The organism is Nonomuraea sp. KM90, assembly GCF_052246675.1.
Classification (GTDB): domain Bacteria; phylum Actinomycetota; class Actinomycetes; order Streptosporangiales; family Streptosporangiaceae; genus Nonomuraea.
The window spans coordinates 178747-201227 of record NZ_JBQQCB010000007.1 but is presented as its reverse complement, the minus strand read 5'-3'; the positions used below and the strand labels follow the sequence as shown (position 1 = coordinate 201227).

The following is a 22481-nucleotide window of genomic DNA, read 5'->3' as shown; positions in this document are numbered from 1 at the left end:
CGTCATGCTTTCCCAGCAGCTCGTCGACCAGGTGGCCGACTGGGCGGAGAAGGAGCGGGTCGAGACGCCGGCGTTCCTGTTCGCCCCGGCCACGCTGCGCGCCGGGGTGGCCGAACTGCGGACCCGGCTCGGCGCCCGCATCTCGTACGCGACCAAGGCCAACGCCCACCCGCTGGTGCTGCGGGCACTGGACCCGCTGGTGGAGGAGTTCAACGTCACCAATCCCGGGCACCTCGCCACCCTGCTCGACCTGGGGGTCTCGCCGCACCGCATCGCCTATCTCAACCCGGTCATCACGCCGGGAAACCTGGAGAGAATCCTCGCGTCCGGAGTGACCCGGTTCGTGGTGGACGACACCAGGGGCCTGGAGATGTTGCCGGACACGGCCAGGATCACCCTGCGGCTGCGGCCGCCCGACGCCGGGGAGTCCACCCGCTCGATCGTGCGCTTCGGCAACACCCCTGACGTGCTCGCCGGCCTGGCCGGGCGGGCCGTCGAACGCGGCATCGAGGTCGAGGCGCTGTCGTTCTTCGTCGGCACCGCGGGGGCCGAGATGGAGCAGGCGCAGCCGTACCTGCGCGGTCTCGACGTGCTGCTGGGCCTGCGGGAGCGGCTGGCCGAGGCGGGGGTCGCCGTGCCGACGATCAACATCGGCGGCGGGTTCCCCGGCTCCCGCGACCGGTTCCACCACGATCACCCGGGCTTCTTCCAGCGGATCGCCCAGGCCCTGCCGCCGGACGTGGACGTGCTGTGCGAGCCCGGCCGGTATCTCTGCCAGCCGGCCATGGCGATGCTGAGCCGGGTCGTGGCCGATCGCGTCGTGGCCGGGCGGCGGCTGGTCCATCTCGACACCAGCGCGTACGCCGGCCTGTTCGAGACCACCTTCATCGAGCCCGAGGCCGGCGTGGAGATCGCCGCCGCCGCGCGGTCCGGCGACCCGGTGCCCGCGGCCGTGCTCGGCCCGGTCATGGACTCCTTCGACGTGATCGCCAGGCACGCCACGCTGCCCCCGATGGCCGAGGGAGACCTGGTCGTTTTGCCCAACTCCGGCGCCTACGCGTGGGGCTACACCGCCCCCGTGGAGGGCCTTTCCCCGGCCGAGCCCGTCGAGCTGCCACCCGATCTGTCCGAGGGGTTCGCCAAGGCATGGTTCGGGAGCTGACGATGATCACCACATTGGACGGGCCCATCGTCATCGAGCCAACGGTGTCGCCGCCGCCGGGCATTGGGGTGCGCGAGTGCGGCGAGCCGCTGGTGGAGGTGGCCGGCGTGCCGGACGTGCACGCCGGCCCCGCCTACCACCGGCGCGGCATCGCCGCCGCCGACAGCCGCGTCTTCGTTCGGCGCCGGGTGCTGGCGGGGCTGCGGAGCGCCTCGGCCGCGCTGCCCGACGGCATCGGCATCCTGGTCTGGGACGGCCTGCGCACGCTGGAGACCCAGGCCGAGATCGTCGAGCAGTTCCGCCGGACGCTGCCCGATCCGGGCGACGACGCCACGGTCGAGATGTATCTGGCGCTGCCGCCCACCGACCAGGAGGAGTTCCTGACCTCGCCGCCGCCGCACACCACCGGGGGCGCGGTGGACGTCACGCTGTGCGATTCCGAGGGTCGTGAGCTGGATCTCGGCGCGGAGTTCGACGAGTTCAACGAGCGGTCCTGGCTCACGCATTACGAGAATGACCCCCGGTCCGAATACCGGCGGCTGCGCCGAATGCTCTACTGGGCGATGCTCGGCGCAGGTTTCGCGCCGTACTCGTGGGAATTCTGGCATTACGAGTTGGGCACCATGGTGAGCGCCGCTTTTCACGGCGAACGGTTTGCCGAATACGGCGCCGCCGTACCGTGGAGGAAACCATGACAATGCCACACATCACGCATTATCCACGTACCGTATTCGACACCGAGGAATGGCTCACCGCGTGGAGCGGCAACACCGTCGAGCGGCTGCGGCAGACCGACCGGCCCCTCCTCCAGCGCCTCGAATACTCACCCTTCTGGCACGGCTACGAGCTCGACACGGAGCTGGGCCGGATCTGGGACCGGCCGATCCTCACCCTCGGCTCGCTCTACGCCGGGTACGGCCCCGCGTACCTGGCCGAACAGCCGGACGAGGTGGCCGGCCTGATGGACTACGCGACAGGGCAGATGCCCGGCACCTGCGGCCTGCTCGTGCTCAACCTGCCGCTGGAGGCGGCCCTGGAGTGGGCCACCGTCCGGCAGCCCGACGGCATGGTGCGGCTGGACCACGCCTACCACCGGACGATCGGCGGCGGCCCCGAACCCGACCTCGGCGACGTGGACAAGCGCCGGGAGTGGCGCAGGCGGTGGCGGCGCTCGACCGAGAAGGGGATGCGGCTGATCATGGAGGAGGATCCCGCGCCCGAGCGCATCGACGAGGTCGTCGAGCTGGCCAACGGCTCGGCCGTGCGGCACGACTGGCCCGTCCTGTACGACCGGGCCGGCTTCCAGGCAGTGGCGAGCACCCCCCACGGCCGGCTGCTGCGGGCCGACTGGGAAGGCCGCACGGTCGCCGCCTTCGTCGGGATGGAGCACGACCGCCGGTTCTACCTGTGGTCCGGCGGCATGGACCACACGGTGGTCAAGGAGGTCAGCCCGTACCTGTTCACGCTCTACGAGCTGCTGCGGATGGGGCTGGAGCGCGGGTGGGAGCGCCTGGAGCTCGGCAAGGGCAACGACGACTTCAAGCGCCGCTACGGCTTCACCGGCGTGGAGCTGTGGTCGCTGTGGTACGCGGCCGACCCGGCCGACGCCCCCCGGTACCGCCCCAAGCTGGCGACCCTGCACCAGAGGCTCGGCGCGGCTCAGGTGGCGTGATGGCCGGCCTCTGGCGTCACGGCGACTTCCTCAAGCTGTGGGGCGGCGAGACGATCTCGCAGTTCGGCGCGCAGATCACCGTGCTGGCCCTGCCGCTGACCGCGATCCTCACCCTGCAGGCCACCGCCGGGGAGCTGGGCGTCCTGACCGCCATGCAGTTCGCGCCGGTGCTGCTGATCACCCTGTTCGCCGGGGTGTGGCTGGACGGGAACCGCAAGCGCCCCGCCCTGACCGTCGCCAACCTGGGCCGGGCGGCCCTGCTCGGCCTGGTCCCCGTGCTCTACGTGGCCGACCTGCTGTCCATGCCCGTCCTGTACGCCATCGCCTTCCTGACCGGCCTGCTCACCGCCGTCTTCGACGTGGCCTACGTCGTCTACCTGCCGTCCCTGGTGTCCAAGGACCAGCTCGTCCAGGCCAACTCCCGGCTGGAGGCGACGTACTCGATCGCGTCCATCGGCGGCCCGGGCGTGGGCGGCCTGCTCGTCCAGTGGCTGACCGCGCCCGTCTCGATCGTGGCCAACGCCGTCACCTACCTGGCCGCCGCGGTGAGCGTGGCGGCCATCCGGCACCGCGAGCCGCCCCCCGACCGGCCGGCGGACCGGGCCTCCACCTGGACGGAGATCAAGGAAGGCCTGGCCACCACGCTGCGCGACCCCCTGCTGCGCCCGCTCACCGTGGGCTCGGCCTGGTTCAACCTGTTCGAGCAGGTCATCCTCACCCTGTACCTGCTGTACGGCGTGCGCGAGCTGCACCTGTCCACCAGCCTCCTGGGCGCCGTCCTGGCCGTCGGGAGCGTGGGCGCGCTGGCCGGCTCGTTCGTGGCCGACCGCGCCGGCCAGGTCCTCGGGGTCGGCCGCACCATGGTCTGGACGATGATCCTCGGCTGTGCCGCGCTCGGCCTGGTGCCCGCGGCCTCGGGGTCCCCGCTCGTGGCCGGCTCGGTCCTGGCCGCCGGCCTGTTCGTGTACGGCCTCGCGCTGGCCGTGTTCAACGTGCACAGCCTGAGCCTGCGCGGGGCCCTCGTGCCGCCGGAGCTGCTCGGCAGGGTGACGGCGACCTACCGGTTCTTCGTCTTCGGCACGATCCCGCTGGGCGGGCTGCTCGGCGGGCTGCTGGGTGAGCGGCTCGGCGTGCGGACGGCGATGGTGATCGCCGTGGCCGCCCTGCTGGCCGGGGCCGTGGTCTTCGCGGTCACCCGCATCCGGTCGGTCGGCGACGAGATCTTCGGCCCGAAGGAGACGCTGTGCTCGCTGGACTGACCCCGGCCGCCTGGGACGAGCTGGCCGGACCGCATTTCTACTCGACCAGTGCCTGGTTGCGCTTCTGCGCGGCGGAATACGGCGGGGCGGGCGACGCCGTGGTGCGCGACGGGGCCGCCGTGCCGTACGTGGAGCTGACCGAGCCGCCGGCGCTGCCGCTGTACCGGTGGACCGAGCAGCTGGCGGCGCGCGGCCTGCCGGCGCCCCCGCCCGCCGGGCTGATGGTCGGGCCCCGCGAGGGTTACCAGACCCACTTCCTGGGCGCGCCGGAGGGTGTGCCCGCGCTCATCGAGGAGCTGCGGGCGCGGGCGGCCGGCCGGCCCTGCGTGGCGATGTACCTGCCCACGTCCGAGCTGGAGCTGGCCCGCCGCGCCGGGGTCACCGCGCCCGCCGTGGTGATGGACGCCGACGCGTGGACCGCGGTCGACGGCTGGCCCGGCTACCTGTCGTCCAAGAAGCGCTACCGCATCCGCACCGGCCGCCGGGCCTTCGAGGACGCCGGGTACAAGATCAGGCACCTGCCGCTGGCCGACTGCGTCGACCTGCTGGCGGTGCCGGCGTCCAAGACCCTGGCGAAATACGGCATCGACAGCGAGCCCGAGGTGGAACGGGTGGCGCTGAACAGCCACGCGGTGCACATGGGCGCGGCCGCCCGGGTGGCGCTCTGCTGCCGCGACGGCGGCGACCCCGTCGGGTTCTGCCTGTACTACGTGGGCACCGACGCGATCTTCCTGCGCTGGGCCGGCTTCGACTACGACCGGCTGTCCGGCGCGGCCGAGTACGGCAACGTCGTGCTGGCCGCCCAGCTCGACCTGGCGGCCGAGCTCGGGCTGCGCTGGGTCCACGCGGGCCTCAAGTCGTACGAGGCCAAGGCCCTGTACGGCGCCAAGCTGCGGCCGGTGTGGCTGCTGGACCTCTCCCCCGACAGCGTGCTGAACGCCGCCGCCGACCAGGTGCGGCAGCACAACGCGAGCTTCTACCGGCGGCTGAGCGAGGACCCGCGGACGGCGAGCGCCCTCGACCCCGAGACCTGGCGGAGCATCCATGAAGACACCGGCTGAGCGCAGAGTGATCGTCACCGGCGGGGCCTCCGGCATCGGCGCCGCCATCGCCCGCCGCTTCGTCGACGACGGCGCCCGGGTGGCCGTCATGGACCGCGACAAGGCGGCCATGGACCGGCTCGACGACCGCGTACCGGGAGCCGACCTGGGGCTCGTCACCAACGTGGCGGAACCGGCGGCGGTGGACGAGGCGTTCGAGGAGATCGGCCGCCGCTGGGGCGGGGTGGACGTCGCCGTCAACAACGCCGGCATCAGCAGCCCGGGCGCCTTCCTCGACGTGCCGCTGGCCGACTGGGAACGCATCCTGCGGGTGAACCTGACCGGCGTGTTCCTGGTCTCCCAGCGGGCCGCCCGGCGCATGCGCGACCGCGGCGGGGCCATCGTCAACATCGCCTCGGTCAGCGGGATGGTCGGCATGCCGGACTACAGCGCCTACAACGTGAGCAAGGCGGGGGTGATCGAGCTGACCAAGACGATGGCCCTGGAGCTGGCGCCGCAGATCCGGGTCAACGCCGTCTGCCCGGGCTACGTGCTCACGCCGATGCAGGAGGCGGAGTACTCCCCCGCCGCCCTGGCGGAATGCGCGCGCAAGATACCGCTCGGCCGGCTGGGCCGGCCGGCGGAGATCGCCGCGCTCGTCGCCTACCTCGCCGGCGACGAGGCGGGATTCGTGACCGGGCAGAGCTTCGTCATCGACGGCGGCGAGACGGCCGGCGGGCTGGCGAGCTGATCCCGGATCAACGCTGTTACCCGAGAACAGAAAGGCGTATTTCCCATGACCGTGTCCTCGCTTGCTCCGGCCCGCCAGGACCGCCGCGCACCGGCCAAGGTGGTGAGCTCCTACAACGAGTGGGATCCGCTGGAAGAGGTGATCGTCGGGCGGCTGTCCGGCGGCGTCTTCCCGACCTGGCAGGAGTCCATGCGCGCCACGATGCCGCCCAGCTCGTGGCGGCTCTTCCAGGAGCGGGGCGGGCAGCCGTTCCCGCAGGACCTGGTGGACGCCGCGGACGAGGAGCTCGACGGGCTGGCCCGCACCCTGGCGGCCGAGGGCGTCAAGGTGGTCCGGCCGGAGCCCGCCGACCACGGCGCCGAGCTCGCCACGCCGCACTGGGTGACCTCCGGCGGGCTCTACTCGGCCATGCCGCGCGACCACCTCATCGTCGTCGGGGAGACCATCATCGAGTCCCCGATGTCGTGGCGCTGCCGCCAGTTCGACGGTGACCCGTTCCGGCCGCTGCTCAAGTCGTACTTCAACCAGGACGCCCGGTGGTTGCAGGCCCCCCGCCCCCAGCTCACCGAGGAGCTGTTCCGCACCGGCGAGCACGACGGGTGGGCGATCACCGAGTTCGAGCCGGTCTTCGACGCGGCCGACTTCATGCGGTTCGGCCGCGACCTCGTGGTGCAGCGCAGCCACGTCACCAACGCGTTCGGCATCCGGTGGGTGCAGCGGGCGCTGGGCAGCGCGTTCCGCGTACGCACCATCGAGGTGAACGACCCGCACGCCATGCACATCGACGCCACGCTGCTGCCGCTGGCGCCCGGGAAGCTGCTGGTCAACCAGGAGCGCTACGTGCCCACCGACCTGTTCCGCGGCTGGGAGATCCGCCAGGCGCCGCGACCGGCGCTGCCGCGCGACTGGCCGATGTACTTCTGCAGCCCGTGGGTGAGCATGAACATGCTCTCCCTGGACGAGCGGACCGTCGTGGTGGAGCGCCAGGAGGAGCCGATGATGGAGCTGCTCACCGACTGGGGCTTCCGCTGCGTCCCGGTGGACTTCCGGCACGTGTACACCTTCGGCGGATCCTTCCACTGCGTCACCGTGGACGTGCGCCGGCGCGGCAGCATCGGCCAGTATCTGGCGCCGGGCCGATGAAGACCGTACGGATCACCGGCCCGCGCGCCTGCGCGGTCGTCGACAAGCCGGATCCGGCCATCGGCCGCGACTACGTGCTGCTCAAGGTCGAGGCCGCGCCCATGTGCAACGAGTACCTGGCCTACCGCGACCAGGTCTACCTGGAGCGCAACCGGCCCGACTCGCTGGGCCACGAGATGGCCGGCGTCGTGGCCGACGCGCCCGAGGGCGCCCGGCTGCGGCCCGGCGACCGGGTCGTGGCGCTGTGCGGCTATCCCTGCGGCACCTGCGAGCTGTGCCGGCGCGGCTACTACTCGCACTGCGCCGGCACCGAGGACCCGCTGGAGGTGTGCAAGAGCGAGTCGGGCGAGTGCGGGTTCGCCCAGTACGCCGTCAAGCCCGCCTGGCTCTGCGTACCGGTGCCCGACGCGATGCCGCTGGATCACGCCGCCATGGCCTGCTGCGGCCTCGGGCCGACGTTCGGGGTGATGCAGCGCATGGGCGTCGGCTCCTTCGACACCGTGCTCATCACCGGGCTGGGCGCGGTCGGCCTGGGCGGGGTGATCAACGCCCGGTACCGCGGCGCCACCGTGATCGGCGTGGCCCGCAGCCCCTACCGGGCCCGGCTGGCCCGCGAGCTGGGCTGCGCCACGGTCCTGGACCCCCGCGACGGCGACCCGCTCGAACAGGTCAGGTCGCTCACCGGCGGCGTGGACTTCGCGATCGACTGCTCCGGGCAGCCGGAGTACCAGCGGCTGTGCGTCGACGCGGTCAGGCGCCTGGGCACGGTCGGCTTCCTGGCCGAGCCCGGCGAGCTGACCGTGCGCGTGGACGACGACCTGGTGCAGAAGGGGGTGACGCTGATGGGCAGCCTGGACATCAACCTGAACGACGCCGGCCGGCTGCTCCACCTGATCGGCGAGGTGCCCGACCAGATCGAGCGGTTCATCACCCACCGCTACCCGCTGGACCGGATCGGCGAGGCGTTCGACCGGCAGTCCCGCCACGAGTGCGGCAAGATCGTCCTCTATCCGTGGAGCTGAAGCCATGACGTTGGGTGCTCACGTCCTCGACCTTGCGGCGCGGCACTCGCCGCTGGTCCGCGACACGCTGCGGCGCCTCGGCGACGCCCCGCTGGCCGACCTGCTGGCCGGGCTCCGCCCCGGCCGGTCCGAGCCGTGGCAGAGCAGGGAGGACCTGTACCAGGTCGTCGCTGACCAGACGGCGGCCTGGTACGGCCCCGCCGTGGCCGCCGAGGCGGTGGCCGGCCTGCGCGCGCAGCCGATCGTGCCCACCTCCAACCACTTCGGGGTGGACACCTTCGCCGACTCCGTGCAGGGCACGCTGCTCTTCGCGCTGCGGCCGGGCGCCCCGCGCGACGTCGTCGTGCTCGGCTTCGGCTCGGTCAGCATGAACAACCTGACCTACCCCATGGGGCTGCGGCTCTACGACCCCCGGCACGGCGAGGTCGGGTCGTTGCCGCAGCGGCTGCCCATCCAGCCGAACCGCGACAAGCACCGGACCGTGCTGGCCGCGCGGCCGTACGACGCCGGGATGATCGACCGGGCGCGCGGCCGGCTGGCGCGGATGCGGCGGGACGGGGAGGTCTCCGCGTTCTGCGCGCGCAGCGCGGACGACGTCCTGCACCAGGTGTACGCCTCCCCCGCCACGCTGTCGCTGCCCTCGCACGCCCTCCAGGCCACCCGCGTCAACACCGCCCTGTGGGACGGCCTGTTCCAGGCCGATCCGCCCGCCCGGCTGGTGCAGCTGGCGATCGAGCCGATCAGCGCCGCCCTGCTGAGCCGGGATCTCCACGACCCCGGCAGCCTGGTCCACCAGCTGTTCTTCGTGCCCCAGGTGCGCGACACGCTGCTCGGCCGGCTGGACGGGGTGCGGGCCTGCTGGCAGCGGGACCCGTCGCGGGGCACGGTCTTCTTCTGGGGCCTCAGCGCCGCGGGCCGGCGGGTGCCGCTGACACTCGACGGCGAGCTGCTCACCGGGATCGACGAGCGCGGCCACCGGCTGGAGTGGAAGTTCGGTCCTGAGGACCTGGTGCCGGCGCTGCTCGGCGGGCAGCTGCTGCCCTCGCTGTTCACCTGTTTCGCGACACTGGCGTTCGCCCGCGGGCTGAGCTGCGTCGGCGGCTACTTCCAGGCCACGTACCTGCCCGTGATGCAGCGGGGAGTGGTGGACGCCCTGAGCGTGGGCGCGGAGTTCCGCGCGGCGGCCGAGCGGGTCGCCCAGGTGCCCGCCGGCCTCCACCTGGCCAGCCTGCAGGCCGTCGCCCGGGCCCTGCCCGGCGGCGCGCTCATCCCGGCGGGACCCGTGGAGATAGCCGGCGCGGGCGGGCTGTCGCCGGCCGACGTGGACGCTCTCACCCGCGTCCCGGTACGTGAGGCGCACCTGGTCGCCTTCCCCGAAGTGCTGGACCACCTGGTGCCGCCCGAGGAGCTGCCGACCGGCTGGGCCGCCGCGCTCGCCGCGGAGAGCGGCGGCCGGGACGGCGGCCGGGCCATACGACTGGAGGAGACATCATGAGCACGGACATAGGCGAGGTGCTGGACCTGCTCGAGACCGCCCGGGACCGGGTGGCCGACCTGGACGGCTGCGAGGAGCTGATGGTGCAGGCCACGCAGGAGCTCATCTCCTGCGCGGCCGGGGCGGTCGCCGCCTTCCCCCAGGGCAGCGTGGACGGTGCCCGCGAGGCGCTGAGCTGCGCCAGGGGAGCGGCGGCGACGGCGGCTTTCGCCGTACGGCACCTGAACGACGCGGCCAAGACCCGCGCCCGCTAGGGTGCGATCGCGTTCATGACGCCATCCTCTTCAGCATGCCGGCGGACAGCAGCTCGCGTTGCAGCTCCTGGATCTGCGGCGAGGGGGCCAGGCCCAGCTCCTCGTCGAGGAGGTGGCGCAGGTTCTGGTAGGCGTGCAGGGCCTCGTTGCGCCGGTTGCACCGGCCCAGGGCACTGATCAACTGGCCGTGGAGCCCCTCGTTGTACGGGTACGTCTCGACGAGCAGGCGCAGCTCGGGAAGGACGTCACGGTGCCGGCCCAGCTCCAGGTCGGCCTCGATGCGCATCTCCAGGGCGCAGACCCGCTGCTCGTCGAGCGCGACCGTGTGCCCGTGCAGCACCGGCCCCGGCACCACGTCGGCCACCGCCCGCCCCGACCACATGTCCAGCCCGCGGCGCAGCAGCGCGGCGGCCCCCGCCACGTCGCCGTCGCGGAGCAGCCGCCGCCCCTCCCGGACGAGCCGGTCGAACCGGAAGACGTCGATGTCGTCATCGCCGGCCCGCAGCAGGTAGCCGGCGGTCCGGGTCTCCACCAGCTCCTCGCCGTGCCGGCACAGCCCGTCCTGCTCGAAGGTCTTGCGGAGCTGGTAGACGTAGGTGTGCAGGATGGTCCGCGCGTTCTTGGGCTGGCGCTCGTCCCACAGCTCCTGGATCAGCAGGTCGGTGTCCACGATCTGGTTGGCCCGCAGTGCCAGCACGGCCAGCACCTGGCGCAGCTTGTGCTGGCCGAGCGTGCGCGCGTGGCCGTCGACGACGATCTCTACGGGGCCGAGCAGGTTGAAGTTCGCCATGGTGATCTTCCTTGTGGTGAGCGGCGTCAGTCCGCTGCGAGAGCGGTCAGTTCGCGGTCGGTGAGCACGCGGGTCGCGCTGCGCGCGGCGGTCAGGATCCGGTCGATGACCGGCGGGTCCGAGGGCAGGCCCTTGCGCCGCAGCCAGCTGTGGACGTTCCAGCGCCCGCTCGTCGGGCCCACGCCGATCTCCTGCCGGCGCCCGAACCGCGAGGCGGGGACGCCGGAATAGACCAGGTCCGCCAGCCGCCTGTCCCCGGCCCGCTCCGCCTTGGCCACGGCCGCGGCGTGCACGCCGGTGGCGGTGAAGAAGGCGTCCCTGCCGAACACCGGATACTCGGGCGGGATGGGGCGGCCGACGACCTCGGACGCCGTACGGCAGTACTCGTCCAGCATGTCCAGGTCGCGCCCGTCGCCCAGCAGGCCCAGGTTGACCAGGAGCTGGTCCATCGCCGTGTTGCCGCACCGCTCGCCGATGCCGAGCGCGGTGGCGTGCACGCGCGAGGCGCCCGCGTCGATGGCCGCCAGCGCGTTGGCCAGCGCCAGGCCGCGATCGTTGTGGCCGTGCCAGTCGATCGGCACGTGGTCGTGGCCGGCGGGGTCCAGGATCTTCTCGCGTACGTGGCGGATCAGCGCCGCGGCCCCGGCGGGCTCGGCGTGTCCGGCGGTGTCGCACAGGCAGATCCGGACGGCCCCCTCGTCCAGAGCCGCGAGGTAGAGGCGGCGCAGCAGCCTGGGCCTGGCCCTCGTGCTGTCCTCGGTGACCAGGCAGGTCGGCAGCCCTTCCGCGACGGCGAACCGGACGGCCTCGCGGACCGCCTGCTCGACCTGCGCGGCCGTCCAGCCCTCCGCGTCCATCCGCACGTGGCTGGAGCCGATGAAGGCCATCACGTCGAGCGGGCGGCCGAGCTGCTGGCTGACGTCGGCGACGGCCTGGATGTCACCTGTCACGGTCCGGGCGGCGCAGTGCAGCCGCAGCCGCGGCGTCGCCTCGGCGCCGAACGCGGCCAGCTCCGTGACGGTGCGCTTGGCGGCCGCCCCGGAGGCCGGCATGCCGATGCTCGCCGCCTCTATCCCGAGCCGGTCCATGAGCCGGAGCAGGCGCATGCGCTCGGCCAATGTGGGCTGGCGCGCGGAAGGGCTCTGCAGGCCGTCGCGTAAGGTTTCGTCGTTGAGCTCGACTCGCCGTTCACCGGTGCCTGCGGCCAAATTCCAGTCATAAAACCGGCTCGCCGAAGAGGAGGGCATCACCGAAAATCTCTCTCTAGTGGGAGTAAGTCAGGTCGGGTCGACTCCCTTGCAGCTTCACCTGGCTGACGTGCTTAAACAAGCCGACTCCCCCGCAAGCGCCATCCGGCTGACTCGAAATAATCGCGCACGACTCCTAAAGTGGTAACACCGAGTTGTACCCCTTGTCAGATTCGTTTGGCGACGCATCATACGGCTATGAGAGCCGACCGATCAGTGGCGCCGTGGCGCGTGCCCGTCCTGTGTCTGCGTGAGTCCCGGCCGTCCGTGCTCGTGGTCTTCGCGTTGCGGTTCGGCGCCGGCGCCGCGCTGGGAGCGGCGGGGTCGTGGCCCTCCGGTGCGCTGCTCGGGATCTGCTCGTGGACACTCGCGGTGTTCTTCGTCTACCTCTTCAACGGGGTGACCGACGTGGTCGAGGACCGGGCCAATGGCTCCTCGCGGCCCATCGCCGGCGGGCTGCTCCGCCCCGGCACGGCGGCCAGGGTCGCGGGCGGGGCCGCGGTGCTCGCGCTCTGCCTCGGCGTCCTGGCCGGCCCGTTGTTCGCGGTCCTCGTCGCGGCGCTGCTCGTGCTCGGCCACGCCTATTCGGCCCCGCCGCTGCTGCTCAAGTCCCGCCCGAGCACCAGCGTCGCCGTGGCGGTCAGCGCGGCGCTGCTGACGTACGCGGCCGGCTTCGTCGCCGCCGGCGGCCGGCTCACCGAGGTCACCGGCACCCCGCTGCCGCAGATGGCGCTGATCATGGCGGCCTGGATGGGGCTGGTCGGCGCCCCGGCCAAGGACCTGCCCGACGCCCTCGGTGACGCGGCGGCGGGGCGGCGCAGCTTCCTGACCGCGTACGGCCTCGCTCGTACGCGGATCCTGCTCATCGCGGCGCCCGCCTCGCTGGCCATCGCGGCCGGCCTGGTGAGCGTGGCCGAGCCGCTGCTGGCGGGGATGGCGATCTGCCTGTCCGCCGGCGCCGTGCTGCTGGCCGGGCTGGCCGTCAAGGTCGGGGTCGGCAGCCGGGCCCCCTACCGAGTGTTCATGGCGACGCAGTACATCGCCCATGTTGCTGTGCTGTTGTCGGTCTTATGGGCTTGATAAAAGATGTCCTACGTTCGGGCGCCCACCTTCCGGGAAGGGCCCAGTGATGGCGCACGTGCGCGAAAGCGGCAAGCCATTGCGGGAGGCGCTGGCCGACTTCCTCGACGCTGAGCGGTCTGCGCTCCTGGCGGCCTACGTGGCCGGGCTGGAGAGCATGAGCAGTCCGCTGATCGGCGATCCCGAGACCCGGCCGCAGTTGCTCGCCCATGCCGACCTGACCATCACCGACGTCATGAGGAGCCTGCGGCTGGGCCACCCCACCATCGACGAGGGCTACAAGCTCCTCGCCTGGGACATCGGCAAGACCCGGGCGGAGAGCCGGCTGCACCCCAGGGCGTCGCTGCAGGCCGCGACCTGCCTCGCGGACGTCACCATGAACGCCGCCGCGGACTACCTCTCGGAGCACGCGTGCGGCCGGGAACTGCTCGTGCTCGTCATGCGCGCCGTGACGGAGAGTGTCATCATGCGGGTCCACGAGGCCTCGCTCGCCTACTCCTCCCAGCTCCTCCACGACATCAACGCCGCGCACGTGGACGAGCGCCGGAGGATCGCGCGCGAACTGCACGACCGGGTGGGCTCCGGGCTGGGAGTCGCCCACCACCAACTGGAGCTGGCCGAGGTCTACCGGACGAACCCGGCCAACGCCATGGACCGCGTGACGCTGGCGCACGAGGCCGTCCAGAACGCCATGCTCAGCACCCGCTCGATCGTCTCCGACCTGCGCATGGACGAGCAGGTGCACAACCTCGAGAAGGAGCTGACCACGCTCCTGGAGACCATCGCGCCCGACGGCGTGATCATGCGCTTACGCGTCAACGGCGACGAGGCGTGGGCCTCCAGGCAGGTGCTGGCGGAGACGTTCCTCATCATCAGGGAGGCCGTGCGCAACGCGCTCGCGCACGGCACGCCGAGCATGGTGCTCATCAGCGTGAACATCGCGCCCAGCCAGCTCCACGCCATGGTCGAGGACGACGGCGGCGGCTTCGACCTGGCCCGGGCGCGCCGGTCGTCCGGCATGGGGCTGACGTCGATGCGGGAGCGCGCCGAGCTGATAGGCGGCCGGTTGATGCTGACACCGGTGGTGAACCGCGGCACCTACATGGAACTCGTCGTACCGTTATCGGAGCATCGAGATGGATGACCGCACCACCGTCCTCATCGTGGACGACCATGCCCTGTTCCGTGAGGGCCTGAAGGAGCTGCTGGAGAGCGACGACGAGATCGTCGTGGTCGGCCAGGCCGGCGACAGCGAGGGCGCCGTCTCGGTCACCGCCGAGCGGAAACCGCACGTCGTGCTGCTCGACGTGGAGATCCCCGGCGACGAGGTGACCACGACGGTGAGCCGCATCCAGGCCGCCTCACCCGACACCGAGGTGATCATCCTGAGCATGTACGACGGGCCGTACCTGGTGCGGAGCCTGCTCGCCCAGAACATCCGGGGCTACCTGCTCAAGAGCGTGCGCCGGGCCGAGCTGCTGGCCGCCGTGCACGCCGCCCGCACCGACCACGACCGGGTCGTGCTGGCCGTCTCCAGGGAGAGCCTGTGCCAGGCGCAGCCGAGCGACGTCAACCCGCTGTCCGCGCGGGAGCTGCAGGTGCTGGAGCTGGTGTCCGAGGCGCTGAGCAACGGCCAGGTCGCCAGCCGGCTGGACCTGACGGAGGCGACCGTGAAGCGGCACCTGCGCAACATCTTCGTCAAGCTGGGGGCGGTCTCGCGGGTGGACGCGGTGAACAAGGCCGTCGCGGCGTCCCTCATCAAACCGCCGTCCACCCATCACAACCCCGGACACGGAGGGTCCTGAGGGATCGGGCCCCGGAGCGGCGGGCCCTGAGAGGTCGGGCCCTGGAGCGGCGGGCCCTCAGGTATCGGGCCCTGGAGCGGCGGGAACAGCGTGCCGAGCCGCGCGAGCAGGGCGTGGTCGGGCTGGATGCCCGCCGCGCTGGCGTTCATCTCCAGGTGCACCTGGTTGCGCGTGCTCGGGACCGGCACGATGTCACCGCCCTGCGCCAGCAGCCACACCAGGGCCAGCCTGGCCAGGCTGAGGTGCAGCTGCGCGGCGATCTCCTCGGCCGACCGCACCGCCCGCATGCTCTCCCCCAGCGCGTGCCTGGCGATGCGGAAGTCCGCCCGCCGCGCGTCATCATGCGCCAGGTGCGCCCCGAACCTGGCCGCTCCCGACAGGAAGCCGCGGCCGAGCGGGCGGCAGGCCACCACCCCGATCCGGTGCGCCCGGGCCGCGGGCAGCCGGTCCAGCTCGGCGCGGCGCTCCCACAGGGAGTATTCACAGGTGATCGCCGAGATCGCGTGCTCGGCGGCGGCCTGGTGGATCTGCCCGGCCAGCGGTTCGGCCAGCCCGATGTGCCGGATCTTCCCCGCCGTGACGAGCTCGGCCAGCTCGCCCACGCCGTCCTCGATGGGCCGCCGCCAGGCCGGGCAGTCGAGGTAGAACAGGTCGAGGTGGTCGACGGCCATCCGGCGCAGGGTGGCGTCGCAGGCCCGGGCCAGGCTCCGGTTGCCCGGGCGGGCCAGCGCCGCCAGCACCACCTCCCGGCGGCGGCCCCCGATCGCCCGGCCGGCCAGCTGCTCCACCTCCTCGGACCGGGTGCGGCAGGTCGTGTCGAGCAGGGTGATGCCCAGATCCAGCGCGTGGCGGATGACCCGGACACCCGCGCCGACATCGACGGTGCCGTACGCGCCGCTGAAGGCCGTCCCGCCCAGGCCGATGGCGGAGGAGGCCGGACCGGCGTGGCCGAGTCGCCTGACGTCCATCGGGTCACGGGATCCCGCGATGGGTCGGGTGCCGGTGACGGCCGTGCTCGCAGCCTTCGGTCAGGGTTTCGCCGGACATACCATCACGATGCGCCGGGCCTATCCAGGCAGGCTTCATCCGCGATACAGCGGGGATACGAACGGGGCCCCTTCCGGGGAATCGTTGGACGGACGTGGGTGAACCGGCGGCACGTCCACGATCACGTGCCGCCGGTCCACGAACCTCCGGCTGCCGCCCCTCGGGGGGACGGTCGCCTGCGGGGGAACATCGTGAACGGCTCATGCTCCTCCCCGCCTGCTGCCGGAGGAAGCCGTTCTCAGGAGGAGTGACCGTCCCGAGGAGGCGCGAACTGGCCGTGGCGGGCGTCGCGCGTCCGGTCGTCCAGGTACGGCTGACCGGCGTGCCCCTGCGCAGGGTTGCCGTACTGCCCACCACCACCGGCATAGGGCCCGGCCCCGTAACCTCCCTGACCGTTGTGGGCGTACGTGCCGCCGTGGGCCGGCGGGACCGGCGGCGACGCTTGACTGTCATGTCCGGCCGGCAGCTGGTGCCGCGGCCACGAGGGCGGCGGCACCGCACCGTACGGGGCGTAACCCATTGGAGGAGAGGATCGGCGGCGGCGCTTGCCGAGGAGCTTCACCACGACCAGGGCGAGCACGATCGCGACCAGCACCCCGGCCCCGATCAGCACCCACATCAGCAGCGGCCTGGGCGACTCGTCCTTGCCCGCCGAGATCGCCGCCTGCGTGTCGCTGATGTACTTGGCCACGTACGGGTGGTTCGGGAAGAGCGCCTGCACCTCGCGGAACTTCGGCAGGGCGTCCTCGAAGTAGTTGCGGAAGTAGTCGTCGAGCGCCTCGTTGTACCGGACCGTCGTGACGGCCTGGGCGGGCTTGACGTTCTTCTCGCCGAGCTTCTCCTTGATGATGCTCACCGGCAGCACGAAGCTCTCGCTCTCCGAGGCCTCGCCGCCCTCGCTCACCGTGCCGGCGATCAGCATGCCGATGACCTTGCCGTCCTTGCTGAACACCGGCCCGCCGGAGTTGCCCTGGTAGGACGGCGCCTGCGTCTGGATGTACGGCACGCCGGTCTGGGTGGTGCGCTTGGCGTTGTACGGCCCCTCGGTCAGCGCCGGCTCCAGCTTGGACTCCAGGCTGAAGAACGGGGTGTTCGTGACCAGGCCCGGGAACCCGCTGATGTACAGCGAGTCGCCGGTGCGCACGTCGGCGTCGTCACCGAGCGGGACGGTCGGCAGGTTCTGCTGGCCGTTGACCTTGAGCAGCGCGAAGTCCTTGCCGGGGTAGCTCTCGCCCACCGACACCAGCTCCGCCGGCACCGCCTTCGCGGTCTTGTCCACGCCACCGCCGGGCAGGCTCTGCAGCACCGACAGGCTCTGCTTCAGGCCGCGGATCTTCATGTGGTTGGTGTTGAACGTGACGTAGATCTGCTGGGCGAGCTTGACCATCTCCTCGTCGGCCGCGATGTTCTGCAGGCCCGAGATGATCTCCTTGGCGTCCTGCTCGTTGAACTTGGCCAGCGCCTGCTGCGCGAACAACCGGCTGAGCTCGGTCTCGCCGACCTGGACGCAGTGGGCTCCGGTGACCATGTAGCCGTCGGGGGTGACCCACCAGCCGGTGCACAGGCCGCCGACCTCGGCGTCCACCGTACGTTCCGGGGTGGTCTCGGCGAGGTAGGTGTCGACGTCGGCGGCGATCTGCTGGAACAGCCACTTGGCGATGCTGCGCTCGTCCGACGAGATCTTGCCCGCCTGCACGGCGAGGACGGCCTGCTCGGTGAGCTGGTTGAAGGCGTTCTGGTTGATCGTGCTGGTGGGGACGGCGACCGTACCGGTGTAGGTGAAGCTGGTCAGCTGCACCGCGGGCTGGGTGCGAGCCGCCAGCCACGTGCCCACCGGCACGTCGGGCCGCTCGTCGGGCGCGCCATCGGCCACCGCGGGCGCGGCGGGTAACGCGACTGCCATGACGACCGCCGCCACAACCGCGGCCACCTTCGTCCACCCTTTACTGAAATTCCTGAAATTCCCGAAAAATCCGTTCACGTCGGCAAATGCTGAAGCACCGCTCTTGTCCATGGCTTGTAGCCGACTGGGAACCCACCACGCCGCACTACCTACTCACGGTGTCTGCACGAAATGCGCCGCGATCTCGACGCGGTCGGCGACGGTCTGAAGGGTGCTCATCGGCTCGCTCCTTGGCTGGTGTTGGATGGTGCCAGATCTCACCGGTACGACGACGCGACCCCGCGGAAGGGGGAAGGCACCTCACAGTTCGGCAGGCTGTCTCGTCCAACTGGTGAGGAGAGATGTGACCGAGGGAGTCGTCGACACCATGACCAGCCGATCCGGGCCAGGGTACGACCGGGACGATCCGAGTCTGAGCGCGATCATGAGTGAGCGGCGGCAGCTGATCAATCTCGCGTACCGGCTGCTCGGTTCCCTGGCCGAGGCCGAGGATGTCGTGCAGGAGACGTACGCCCGCTGGTACGCCATGTCCGACCGGGAGCAGGAGGCCATCGAGGCTCCGGGCGCCTGGCTGCGGAAGGTCGCCGGCCGCATCTGCCTCGACCTGCTCGGCTCGGCCCGGGCCAGGCGGGAGAGCTATGTGGGTGAGTGGATCCCGGAGCCGGTGCCCGACCGTACGGAGTGGATGAAGCCCGAGGGAGATCCCGCCGACCGGGTCACCCTCGACGAGTCCGTCAACATGGCCTTCCTCGTCGTGCTCGAATCCATGACCCCGGCCGAGCGGGTCGCGTTCATCCTGCACGACGTCTTCCGCTACTCCTTCCCCGAGGTGGCCGAGATCGTCGGCCGTACGCCGGGGGCGTGCCGCCAGCTGGCCTCCTCGGCCCGCCGCCGCGTCCGCGAGGCCGAGACCCCCGCGACGCCGAGCGCCCAGCAGGCCGGCATCGTCAGGGACTTCAAGCTGGCCTGGGAGGCCAAGGACATCGACGCCCTCATCGGTCTCCTCGACCCCGGCGTCACGGCGACCGCCGACGGGGGCGGGCTCGTCAGTGCCCGGCTCCTCCCGGTCCACGGCGGCGACCTGGTCGCGCAGGCCTTCGCCGACATCGCCCGCGTGGCGCCCGACCTGGCGATCCTGGAGCGTACGGTCAACGGTCAGCCGGGGCTGGTGGCCCAGCAGGACGGCGTCACGGTGGCGGTGTTCGCGTTCGAGGTGGCGGGCGATCGGATCAAGCACATCTGGGCGGTCCGGAACCCCGAGAAGCTCCGCCCCTGGACGGCGGGCTGAGCCCTGCGGCGGCGAAAGGGACATCAGGCGACGGCGGTCGCCCGGATGGTCACCGGGATGTTGCCGCGCGTGGCCTTGGAGTAGGGGCAGATCTGGTGGGCGGCGTCCCCGAGCTCCTCGGCCGTCCGCTGGTCGACCCCGCCCAGTTCGAGGTTGAGCACGGCGCCGAGGCCGAACCCGCCGTCGTCGCCGTGCCGCAGGGTCACCTCGGCCCTGATGCTCGTGCTCTTCAGCGTCACCTTGCGCTGCGCCGCCGCCCTCCTGACCGCGCCGAGGAAGCAGGCGCCCCACCCGGCGGCGAACAGCTGCTCGGGGTTGGTGGCTCCACCGGCGCCGCCCAGCTCCTCGGGGATGGCGAGGGTGGTGTCGAGGAGACCGTCGTCGGCCCGGACGCGGCCCCCGTTACGGCCCTCTCCGGTCACGGTGACGACCCCGGTGTAGCTCACAGCCATGACATTTCCTTTCCCGCAGGACGATCGCCGGCCCCGGACGGGCATGCTCGCGAGCGTCACCTGTTCAACTGGTGACGATGTTGGCAGGCCCGCCCGTCACCTGTCAAGCCGGTGATGCGAGTACAGCCGGCGGTACCCGGGTCTCAGCGTTCGGCGGCGGCCGGGCGGGACTGGACCGCGCGGACCCGGTCCACGTCGAGCTTCGTCGTACGGTCGAAGCGGTAGATGCCGTTCTCCTCCTGGAACACGTCGGTCAGCTGCGTGTAGCAGTAGCCGAACATGCCCGGGTCGTCCAGCAGCGCCCCGGTCAGTCCGGCGAATCGGGCATGGAACTCCTCCTCGCTCCGCACCCGCTGCCCGTAACCCCAGGAGCTCTCGCGGAGCGCGTCCTGCTCGGTCCCGGCCAGCTCCGGGTTCCACCAGATGCCGCCGTACTCGCTGACAAAGTACGGCTGGCCGCGGTAGGGCACGGACATGGGCCGGCCGCCCGAAGCCCGGTTGACGAAGGGCTCGTCCTCGCCCAGGCCGCTCAGCTGCCCGGCGAACGCGACGGGCTCCTGCTCGTAGTTGTGCGAGTCGTAGACGTCGGTCTCCGGCACCCGGTGGCTGTAGCCGGAGGCGTCGATGACCGGGCGGGTGGGGTCGGCGAGCTTGGTGGCCAGGAACATGCCGCGGGTGACGTCGTCGAGCTGGGTGACGTGGTCGTCGATGGCCTGGGAGGTCTCGTTGAGCGGGCACCAGCCGATGATCGACGGGTGTGAGACGTCCCGTTCCAGCACCTCCAGCCACTGCGTGACGAAGGAGGCGGCCGGCTCCTGCCGCTCGTGCCCGGTGGCCGCGCCCCAGTCGCCGAACTCGCCCCACACCAGGTAGCCGAGCCGGTCGGCGTGGTACAGGAAACGCTCCTCGAACACCTTCTGGTGCAGCCGCGCGCCGTTGAAGCCGGCGGCCACCGACAGCTCGATGTCCCGCCGCAGCGCGGCGTCGGTGGGCGCGGTCATGAGGCCGTCCGGGTAGTAGCCCTGGTCCAGCACGAGCCGCTGGAAGACCGGGCGGCCGTTGATCAGCACGCGCTTGCCGTCGATCGCGATCGAGCGCAGCCCGGCGTAACCGTCCACGGCGTCCGTGACGGCGCCACCGTCGTCGAGCAGCTCGACCCTGAGGTCGTAGAGGAAGCCGTCACCCGGCTCCCACAGGCGCACCCGGTCCGCCGGGAGCTCCAGGCGCACGGAAGGTGCGAGGTCCACGTTGGCGCGGGCGGTCGCGGTGGCGGCGGCGCCGTCCCCGTCGGAGGCCGTCACGCGGATCGAGCTGCCGGGGCGGTTGCCGGACAGCGGCACGACGACGGTGAAGGACGAGGTCGCCACGTCGGGGGTGATGCGGGGGCGGCGCAGGTGCACGTCCGGGACGGGCTCCAGCCAGACCGTCTGCCAGATGCCCGTCGTACGGGTGTAGAGGCACTCGAAGTTGCCGTACCGGGTGGACTGCTTGCCGCGGGCCTGGGGACCGTGCCGGGGGTCGCGGGCGCGTACCACGATCGTGGCGTCCTCGCCGGGGCGGGCCACCGCCGACAGGTCGGCCGTGAACGGCGAGAAGCCGCCGCGGTGGCGGGCCACCTCCACGCCGTTCACCCACACCGTGGCGTCGTGGTCGACGGCGCCGAAGTGCAGCAGCGTACGGCGGCCGGCCCACGCGGCCGGGATCGTCACGGTGCGGCGGTACCACACCGCCGCCATGAAGTCGGTGTGCCCGACGCCGGACAGCTCCGACTCGGGCGCGAAGGGCACGGTGATCGTGCCGGAGAGCTCGCGTTCGCGCAGGCCGCGCTCCAGGCCGGAGTCGGCGGCGTCGATCTCGAACTGCCAGGGGCCGTTGAGGTTGAGCCAGTCCTCGCGGACCATCTGCGGGCGGGGATATTCCGGACGGGGCACGTCGTGGGGAGCGGCGCTCGGCATCTCACAACCTTCGGGGGGCAGGGTAATTGCTACGTAGCAAAATACCCTGCCACGGCCCCCTGCGACACGGCCTCACCGGCTGGACTCGCGCACCTCCAGCCGGAAGTCCACCACGACGTGCGACCCGCGCCCGCCGGACCTGCCACCGATCTGCTCGTCCAGCATCGCGACGGCATTGCCGGCCAGCGCCTCGACGTCCGGCGAGACGGAGGTCAGCGACGGCGTCGCGTAGCGGGCCTCCTCGACGTCGTCGAAGCCCACCAGCGCGACCTCCTCCGGCACCCGGACCCCCCGGGAGCGCAGCGCCCGGAGCGCGCCGAGGGCGAGGGAGTCGTTCATCGCGTAGATGGCGTCCGGCAGCCGCCGCCCGGCGTCCAGGTGCTCCTCGATCGCCCGCCGGCCGTCCGCCCGGGTCCAGTCCGCCCCGACCAGCAACTCGTCGTACGCCGTCAGCCCCGCCTCCGCCAGCCCCTCCAGAAATCCCCGCAGCCGCAACCGTGCCGTCAGCCCTCCGCCGGGATGGTGGCCGAGCAACATCAACCGCCGCCTGCCCGCGCCCGCCAGATGGCGCACCACCGCCAGCGACGCCTCCCGGTTCGGGATGCCGACGTGCGGGACCTCGCCCTCCAGCACCTCGTCGCCGATCAGCACGATCGGATAGTCCGCGCGGCGGCGCTGCCCGTCGTCCGGCCGCAGCGACATGGCCATCATGATCGCGCCGTCGGTGAGCTGGTCCCGCCCGCCCGTCAGCACCTTCAGCTCGCGCTCGCGATCCGACTCGGTCAGCTCGATCAGCACCGTGTAGCCGAGCGCCTCGGCCTCGCGCACGACCTGACCGGCGAGGTCGGCGAAGATGCGCGCCCTGAAGTCGGGGACGACGAGCGCGATGAGCCCGGTGCGGGCGGACCGGAGCCGGCGGGCGGCGGCGTTGGGCACGTAGCCGAGCTCCGCCATGGCGTCGAGCACCCGCCGGCGTGTCTCGGGCCGGACGTACGCGTAGTCGTTGACGACGTTGGAGACCGTGCGCTGGGAGACACCGGCGGCGCGGGCCACGTCGTGCATGCTCACGGCCATCAGCGCAACGCCTTACCCCTGGGTCGGTACCACGGCCATCAT

General features: G+C 71.8%; 21 protein-coding genes. 14 read left to right on the top strand and 7 right to left on the bottom strand.

What is annotated here, in order from left to right; genetic code table 11:
- Positions 1-4 precede the first annotated feature (4 nt).
- From ACTWPW_RS11310 to ACTWPW_RS11265, 10 genes are read left to right on the top strand one after another with little or no spacing between them, the layout of a single operon-like run.
- Entirely contained in the window at positions 5-1162 is a 1158-nt protein-coding gene (locus ACTWPW_RS11310; protein WP_375116769.1) for a hypothetical protein, read from the top strand.
- A complete protein-coding gene (locus ACTWPW_RS11305) occupies positions 1147-1857 on the top strand; it encodes a M15 family metallopeptidase (protein WP_375116770.1) in 711 nt (236 codons plus the stop codon). The genes ACTWPW_RS11310 and ACTWPW_RS11305 overlap by 16 nt, the downstream gene beginning before the upstream one ends.
- Positions 1854-2834, top strand: coding sequence for a GNAT family N-acetyltransferase (locus ACTWPW_RS11300; RefSeq protein WP_375116771.1), 981 nt, complete (start codon positions 1854-1856; stop codon positions 2832-2834). The genes ACTWPW_RS11305 and ACTWPW_RS11300 overlap by 4 nt, the downstream gene beginning before the upstream one ends.
- Positions 2834-4093 carry an MFS transporter gene (locus ACTWPW_RS11295; RefSeq protein WP_375116772.1) on the top strand — a complete coding sequence of 420 codons (1260 nt, stop codon included), beginning with the start codon at positions 2834-2836 and terminating at the stop codon, positions 4091-4093. Before ACTWPW_RS11300 ends, ACTWPW_RS11295 begins: the two co-directional genes overlap by 1 nt.
- Positions 4078-5154 (top strand): GNAT family N-acetyltransferase, encoded by a 1077-nt coding sequence (locus tag ACTWPW_RS11290; RefSeq protein WP_375116773.1) that lies wholly within the window; start codon positions 4078-4080, stop codon positions 5152-5154. Before ACTWPW_RS11295 ends, ACTWPW_RS11290 begins: the two co-directional genes overlap by 16 nt.
- On the top strand, positions 5138-5884 hold the full coding sequence (locus ACTWPW_RS11285) for an SDR family NAD(P)-dependent oxidoreductase (RefSeq protein ID WP_443168646.1): 747 nt from the start codon (positions 5138-5140) through the stop codon (positions 5882-5884). The genes ACTWPW_RS11290 and ACTWPW_RS11285 overlap by 17 nt, the downstream gene beginning before the upstream one ends.
- Before the next feature lie 45 nt (positions 5885-5929).
- Positions 5930-7027: a hypothetical protein gene (locus ACTWPW_RS11280; RefSeq protein WP_443168645.1), complete on the top strand. Its 1098-nt coding sequence runs from the start codon at positions 5930-5932 to the stop codon at positions 7025-7027.
- A complete protein-coding gene (locus ACTWPW_RS11275) occupies positions 7024-8049 on the top strand; it encodes a zinc-dependent alcohol dehydrogenase (protein ID WP_443168644.1) in 1026 nt (341 codons plus the stop codon). Before ACTWPW_RS11280 ends, ACTWPW_RS11275 begins: the two co-directional genes overlap by 4 nt.
- A gap of 4 nt (positions 8050-8053) precedes the next feature.
- Complete coding sequence (locus ACTWPW_RS11270; protein WP_443168643.1) at positions 8054-9544, top strand: hypothetical protein; 1491 nt, start codon at positions 8054-8056, stop codon at positions 9542-9544.
- Entirely contained in the window at positions 9541-9798 is a 258-nt protein-coding gene (locus ACTWPW_RS11265) for a hypothetical protein (protein WP_364116724.1), read from the top strand. Before ACTWPW_RS11270 ends, ACTWPW_RS11265 begins: the two co-directional genes overlap by 4 nt.
- Positions 9799-9811: 13 nt before the next feature.
- Here the strand turns inward: ACTWPW_RS11265 and ACTWPW_RS11260 are convergent, their stop codons facing one another.
- A complete protein-coding gene (locus tag ACTWPW_RS11260; protein ID WP_375116778.1) occupies positions 9812-10588 on the bottom strand; it encodes an AfsR/SARP family transcriptional regulator in 777 nt (258 codons plus the stop codon).
- Between the two features lie 26 nt (positions 10589-10614).
- A complete protein-coding gene (locus tag ACTWPW_RS11255; RefSeq protein WP_443168642.1) occupies positions 10615-11796 on the bottom strand; it encodes a hypothetical protein in 1182 nt (393 codons plus the stop codon).
- A gap of 237 nt (positions 11797-12033) precedes the next feature.
- On the opposite strand from ACTWPW_RS11255, the gene ACTWPW_RS11250 reads away from it, so the two are divergent.
- From ACTWPW_RS11250 to ACTWPW_RS11240, 3 genes are read left to right on the top strand one after another with little or no spacing between them, the layout of a single operon-like run.
- The gene (locus ACTWPW_RS11250) at positions 12034-12915 is read left to right on the top strand and encodes a UbiA family prenyltransferase (protein ID WP_443168641.1); all 882 of its coding nucleotides are present in this window, start codon (positions 12034-12036) and stop codon (positions 12913-12915) included.
- Between the two features lie 49 nt (positions 12916-12964).
- Positions 12965-14059: a sensor histidine kinase gene (locus ACTWPW_RS11245; RefSeq protein WP_375116781.1), complete on the top strand. Its 1095-nt coding sequence runs from the start codon at positions 12965-12967 to the stop codon at positions 14057-14059.
- Entirely contained in the window at positions 14052-14720 is a 669-nt protein-coding gene (locus ACTWPW_RS11240) for a response regulator (protein WP_375116782.1), read from the top strand. The genes ACTWPW_RS11245 and ACTWPW_RS11240 overlap by 8 nt, the downstream gene beginning before the upstream one ends.
- On the opposite strand, the gene ACTWPW_RS11235 is transcribed toward ACTWPW_RS11240, so the two are convergent.
- Positions 14693-15688: an aldo/keto reductase gene (locus ACTWPW_RS11235; protein WP_443168640.1), complete on the bottom strand. Its 996-nt coding sequence runs from the start codon at positions 15686-15688 to the stop codon at positions 14693-14695. The two genes, ACTWPW_RS11240 and ACTWPW_RS11235, sit on opposite strands and share 28 nt — an antisense overlap.
- Positions 15689-16005: 317 nt before the next feature.
- Positions 16006-17697, bottom strand: coding sequence for a S1 family peptidase (locus ACTWPW_RS11230; RefSeq protein ID WP_443168639.1), 1692 nt, complete (start codon positions 17695-17697; stop codon positions 16006-16008).
- Between the two features lie 316 nt (positions 17698-18013).
- Here ACTWPW_RS11230 and sigJ point away from each other — a divergent pair, with 316 nt between their 5' ends.
- Entirely contained in the window at positions 18014-18958 is a 945-nt protein-coding gene (sigJ, locus tag ACTWPW_RS11225; RefSeq protein WP_443168638.1) for an RNA polymerase sigma factor SigJ, read from the top strand.
- 23 nt (positions 18959-18981) lie between these two features.
- Here the strand turns inward: sigJ and ACTWPW_RS11220 are convergent, their stop codons facing one another.
- The 3 genes from ACTWPW_RS11220 to ACTWPW_RS11210 all read right to left on the bottom strand — a co-directional run bounded on the left by ACTWPW_RS11220 (position 18982) and on the right by ACTWPW_RS11210 (position 22427).
- Entirely contained in the window at positions 18982-19410 is a 429-nt protein-coding gene (locus ACTWPW_RS11220; RefSeq protein ID WP_375116786.1) for an organic hydroperoxide resistance protein, read from the bottom strand.
- 143 nt (positions 19411-19553) lie between these two features.
- Positions 19554-21365, bottom strand: a complete 1812-nt coding sequence (locus ACTWPW_RS11215; RefSeq protein ID WP_443168637.1) for a glycoside hydrolase family 2 protein — start codon at positions 21363-21365, stop codon at positions 19554-19556.
- 72 nt (positions 21366-21437) lie between these two features.
- Positions 21438-22427 carry a LacI family DNA-binding transcriptional regulator gene (locus tag ACTWPW_RS11210; RefSeq protein ID WP_375116898.1) on the bottom strand — a complete coding sequence of 330 codons (990 nt, stop codon included), beginning with the start codon at positions 22425-22427 and terminating at the stop codon, positions 21438-21440.
- Between the last annotated feature and the right edge of the window lie 54 nt (positions 22428-22481).

Bases quoted from the DNA above. Each gene is read 5' to 3' on its own strand.
- ACTWPW_RS11310 (WP_375116769.1), top strand. From the start codon at position 5: ATGCTTTCCCAGCAGCTCGTCGACCAGGTGGCCGACTGGGCGGAGAAG.
- ACTWPW_RS11305 (WP_375116770.1), top strand. From the start codon at position 1,147: ATGGTTCGGGAGCTGACGATGATCACCACATTGGACGGGCCCATCGTC.
- ACTWPW_RS11300 (WP_375116771.1), top strand. From the start codon at position 1,854: ATGACAATGCCACACATCACGCATTATCCACGTACCGTATTCGACACC.
- ACTWPW_RS11295 (WP_375116772.1), top strand. From the start codon at position 2,834: ATGGCCGGCCTCTGGCGTCACGGCGACTTCCTCAAGCTGTGGGGCGGC.
- ACTWPW_RS11285 (WP_443168646.1), top strand. From the start codon at position 5,138: ATGAAGACACCGGCTGAGCGCAGAGTGATCGTCACCGGCGGGGCCTCC.
- ACTWPW_RS11280 (WP_443168645.1), top strand. From the start codon at position 5,930: ATGACCGTGTCCTCGCTTGCTCCGGCCCGCCAGGACCGCCGCGCACCG.
- ACTWPW_RS11275 (WP_443168644.1), top strand. From the start codon at position 7,024: ATGAAGACCGTACGGATCACCGGCCCGCGCGCCTGCGCGGTCGTCGAC.
- ACTWPW_RS11270 (WP_443168643.1), top strand. From the start codon at position 8,054: ATGACGTTGGGTGCTCACGTCCTCGACCTTGCGGCGCGGCACTCGCCG.
- ACTWPW_RS11265 (WP_364116724.1), top strand. From the start codon at position 9,541: ATGAGCACGGACATAGGCGAGGTGCTGGACCTGCTCGAGACCGCCCGG.
- ACTWPW_RS11260 (WP_375116778.1), bottom strand. From the start codon at position 10,588: ATGGCGAACTTCAACCTGCTCGGCCCCGTAGAGATCGTCGTCGACGGC.
- ACTWPW_RS11250 (WP_443168641.1), top strand. From the start codon at position 12,034: ATGAGAGCCGACCGATCAGTGGCGCCGTGGCGCGTGCCCGTCCTGTGT.
- ACTWPW_RS11245 (WP_375116781.1), top strand. From the start codon at position 12,965: ATGGCGCACGTGCGCGAAAGCGGCAAGCCATTGCGGGAGGCGCTGGCC.
- ACTWPW_RS11240 (WP_375116782.1), top strand. From the start codon at position 14,052: ATGGATGACCGCACCACCGTCCTCATCGTGGACGACCATGCCCTGTTC.
- ACTWPW_RS11235 (WP_443168640.1), bottom strand. From the start codon at position 15,688: ATGGACGTCAGGCGACTCGGCCACGCCGGTCCGGCCTCCTCCGCCATC.
- ACTWPW_RS11220 (WP_375116786.1), bottom strand. From the start codon at position 19,410: ATGGCTGTGAGCTACACCGGGGTCGTCACCGTGACCGGAGAGGGCCGT.
- ACTWPW_RS11215 (WP_443168637.1), bottom strand. From the start codon at position 21,365: ATGCCGAGCGCCGCTCCCCACGACGTGCCCCGTCCGGAATATCCCCGC.
- ACTWPW_RS11210 (WP_375116898.1), bottom strand. From the start codon at position 22,427: ATGCACGACGTGGCCCGCGCCGCCGGTGTCTCCCAGCGCACGGTCTCC.